The organism is Mesorhizobium sp. M7A.F.Ca.CA.002.09.1.1 (assembly GCF_003998555.1).
Lineage (GTDB): Bacteria > Pseudomonadota > Alphaproteobacteria > Rhizobiales > Rhizobiaceae > Mesorhizobium > Mesorhizobium ciceri.
The window spans coordinates 1-3,950 of sequence record NZ_RZRR01000528.1 but is presented as its reverse complement, the minus strand read 5'-3'; the positions used below and the strand labels follow the sequence as shown (position 1 = coordinate 3,950).

4 protein-coding genes are annotated in these 3,950 nt (G+C 65.0%); 2 read left to right on the top strand and 2 right to left on the bottom strand.

The genetic code is table 11. From position 1 onward, the window contains the following. Window positions 1-629 (top strand): MFS transporter (locus EN994_RS21270; protein ID WP_127307786.1); only part of this gene is annotated, 629 nt, incomplete at its 5' end. Window positions 630-733: 104 nt separating this feature from the next. Here EN994_RS21270 and EN994_RS21265 read toward each other — a convergent pair. Both EN994_RS21265 and EN994_RS21255 read right to left on the bottom strand, forming a co-directional pair. Further along, window positions 734-1,477, bottom strand: a complete 744-nt coding sequence (locus tag EN994_RS21265; RefSeq protein WP_013532288.1) for an RlmE family RNA methyltransferase — start codon at window positions 1,475-1,477, stop codon at window positions 734-736. 228 nt (window positions 1,478-1,705) lie between these two features. Beyond that, complete coding sequence (locus tag EN994_RS21255; RefSeq protein ID WP_127307785.1) at window positions 1,706-3,064, bottom strand: Ppx/GppA phosphatase family protein; 1,359 nt, start codon at window positions 3,062-3,064, stop codon at window positions 1,706-1,708. Between the two features lie 375 nt (window positions 3,065-3,439). On the opposite strand from EN994_RS21255, the gene EN994_RS21250 reads away from it, so the two are divergent. Then, on the top strand, window positions 3,440-3,950 hold a 511-nt coding region (locus EN994_RS21250; protein WP_164746058.1), incomplete at its 3' end, for a YbhN family protein.

Sequence of the window (3,950 nt, the reverse complement as noted above, 5' to 3'; positions counted from 1 at the left end):
GCGGCGGACTGTTCCGCATCGGCATTGGTGCCGTGCCGTTCCTGCTGCCGCTGATGTTCCAGATCGGTTTTGGGCTGACGCCGTTCCAGTCCGGCATGATCACCTTCGTCTCGGCGATCGGCGCCATCGGGATGAAGTTTGTCACCGCGCTGATCTTCCGCGTCGCCGGCTTCCGCCGCGTCCTGGTTGTCGGTTCTCTGGTCGCCGCCGCCTCGATCGCCATCAACGGCCTGTTCACACCCGACACACCCTATCTCTTGATGCTGGCCATGCTGCTCGTCGGCGGCTTCATCCGCTCGATGTTCTTCACCGGCGTCAATGCGCTCGCCTATGCCGAGGTTTCGGCTGAAGACACCAGCAAGGCGACACCGATCACGGCGGTGTTCCAGCAGTTGTCGGTCGCGCTCGGCGTGGCGCTGGCCGGCGGAATCCTGGAGGTGTCCACGAGCCTGCACGACAGGTCACTGACGCTGGCGGATTTCCACACCGCGTTTTTCGTCGTCGCGGCGATTTCCGCCGCCGCGTCGCTGTCGTTCATGCGGCTGGCGCCCGATGCCGGCAACGCCATCTCCGGCCACGGCCGCCTGACCACACCCAAGACGCTGGAAACGAGCACGGCGGGGAAGTAGTTCCCTCTTGCCTTCTCCCCTGTGGGAGAAGGTGGATCGGCGCGAAAGCGCCGAGACGGATGAGGGGTGTTCCAGCGGAGTGAAACGTTGGCGCTCCCTGGAGCTCATCCGTCGCCTTCGGCGACACCTTCTCCCAGGGGAGAAGGAAGATCTCGCCCTTTGAAATCCTTGGCCAGCAAATAAAGCTCGACCGATTCATCCCGCGACGCCGGCGGCTTGACGTGATGGACCGAGCGGAAATTCTTCTTGAGCATGGAGAGCAGTTCGTTTTCGGCGCCGCCCTGGAAGGTCTTGGCAAGGAAGTGCCCGCCTGGCTTCAGCACCGACAGCGCGAAATCGGCCGCCACCTCGCACAGATGCATGGTGCGGATATGGTCGGTCCGCTTGTGGCCGGTGGTCGGTGCCGCCATGTCGGACAACACGATATCGGGATCCCCACCCAGCGCCTCGGCCAGCTTCTGCGGCGCCTGCGGATCGAGGAAATCCATCAGCAGCACCGGTGCGCCGGGCACGGCGTCCATTTCGAGATAATCGATGCCGATGACATGCGGCTTGTCGGCCGTCGATTTCGTCCGCGCGGCGGCGACCTGGCACCAGCCGCCGGGGGCGGCACCGAGGTCGATCACCTTCATGCCGGGTTTCAACAGATGATGCTTGTCGTCGATCTCGATCAGCTTATAGGCCGCGCGTGAGCGATAGCCGTCGGCCTTGGAGCGCTGGACATAGGGATCGTTGATGTGGCGCTGCAGCCAACGGCGCGACGATTCCTTCAGCCCGCTCTTCTTCTTGATCCGCGTCTTCAGCACGCGAATGCTGGCGGATCCTGGTTTTTCCGGTTTCTTGGTCATTGCCTGATTTCTGGTCCGGGTTTTCTCGCTCGTCGAGTTGTGCTCATTTTTCGACGTCTGCGCGTTTCGTGAAGGGCTTCCCCCACTCCGTCTCGGCTTCGCCGAGCCACCTCTCCCCCCTCCGGAGGGAGAGGAAGGGAGCCAGCCTGCATAAGTTCACGCCTTTCCTCTCCCCGTCGATCGGGGGAGAGGTGTCGAGCGTAGCTCGACGGAGTGGGGGTCGACTGTTCACGCTCTGCCACGCCCATCGTTGCGCCAGACGCCATCATCGGCCATCAATTCGCTCAAAATACCTTCGCGCAGGCCACGATCGGCGACCCGCAACCGCTCGGACGGCCATACGGCGCGGATCGCTTCGAGGATAGCACAGCCGGCCAGTACCAGATCGGCGCGATCGGCACCGATGCAAGGGTTGGCGCAGCGCTGCTGGAAATCCCAGCCAACCAGTCTTTCGACCATGCGGTCGACGCTGTCGCGGTCCATCCACAGCCCGTCGACACGGCGGCGATCATAGCGCTCGAGTTCAAGGTGGACACCGGCCAGCGTCGTCACCGTTCCGGACGTGCCCAGCAGATGGAAATTCGGGCTGGCCTTGAGATGGCTCAGCCGATCGCGACCGTCGAAGCTGGCCAGCCGGCCGGCAACGTCATCGACCATGGCGGCGAAGATCTCGCGCGTCACCGTGCGGCCGCCAAAGCGCTCGGCCAGCGAGACGACGCCGACCGGCAGCGACGTCCACGACACGATATGATTGGCCAACCTCGGCGAACGGCGGCCGGCGAGATCGATGAGCGCGATTTCCGACGAACCGCCGCCAATATCGAACAGCACGACGCCTTGGGTGTCGCGCTCGACCAGCGAGCCGCAGCCGGACACCGCCAGCCGCGCCTCGGTCTGGCGGTCGATGATCTCGAGCTTCAGGCCGGCCTCGCGTTCGACGCGGTCGATGAATCCGACGCCGTTTTCGGCCGTGCGGCAGGCCTCGGTGGCGATCAGCCGGGCTTTTCTGATCTTGCGGTTGCGCAATTTGTCGCCGCAGATTTTCAGCGCCTCGACCGCGCGGTCCATCGCCGGCTGGCCGAGCCGGCCATTGGCGGTGAGCCCCTCGCCCAGCCGGACGATGCGCGAAAAGGCGTCGATGACGCGGAACTGGCCATGCCGCGTCGGCACGGCGACCAACAGCCGGCAATTGTTGGTGCCGAGGTCAAGCGCCGCAAACACCGGAAGCTCATGGACCGGCGGCCGACGGGCGCCTTGTTCCGGCCGCGGCACAAGAGCGGCGGGCGAGACCACCGCTTCCGCCGGTCTGTGGGCCTCCGCCGCCGGGGCACCGGTTTTGCCTGGCGCCGGCGATCGATTCTCCGCGGGACGCGCTTCGTCGCGCGCAAAAACCTTGCGCCCGCGCCTTCGCTTGCGCCGCTTCTTGGGCTTGCCTTTGTGGGGTGCGTCGCCCGCCTGCCCGTCTGCCGAGCGGAGCTCCGTCGGGCGGCGTTGCTGCCAGCTTGCGTTCCCCGGGTCAGCCGACCGCTGGGAAGAGCTGGACACGCCCACCTCCGGCGCGCCGGCGCCGGTATCGTGGTCTTCCACTGTCGTTCCTTCCGGCGCCGCGCGAACCTATGATGGACGCAGCAGGCGCTTCAGTGTTTTAAGTTGTCGCCAGACTAACAGCGCCGTGCCCGATCACCAAGAGCCGCATGCCGAATTTTACCGGCAGGCCGCTGACCGCCGTTCCGGCGCGGCCGCGTGATGAATCCGCACGCCGCAGTTGCCGGCGCAACGCCTGCCGGCATCTCTTTCGGGCGCCCCACGGACAAATCTTGCCGGCCGCCGCTGCGACAAGGGTTCGCGGTTGAATAGCCGGCTTCGATGAGGCATTTCTGAAATGAGCGGAAGAATCCGGCGCAGCCGGCCTCCCACCAGCCACGAAAGGAAGCGGACCCCGCAACGCATGGCAGTCAGGCAATGAACTGGAGACGCTATTTCTGGCCGGTCGTCGGCATCGCGGCGGTGATCTTCTCGCTGCTGCTGCTCTGGCACGAACTGCGCGGCATTTCGCTCGACGATGTCTGGGACGGCATCGCTGCCATTCCGACCCGCGGCTGGGTTCTTGCCGCGCTGAGTTCGATCATCGCCTATGCTTCGCTCGCCGGCTACGACCACATCGCGCTTCTGCATATCGGCAAGCGCGTGTCGTGGCTGTTCGTCACGCTGTGCTCCTTCACCACCTATGCGCTGTCGCACAACATTGGCGGTTCGGTGTTCTCGGGCGCCGTCATCCGCTACCGCGCCTACGGTACCAGGGGCCTGACCGGACAGGATGTCGGCGTGCTGGTGGCGGTCTGCTGGATCACCTTCGTGCTGTCGACGATTTTGGCCTCGGGCCTCGTTCTGGTGTTCGAGCCTGAGATACTCGACCGATTTTCCGGCATCGCCCATCATGGCCTGTCCGAAGCGGCCGGTATCGCGATGCTGC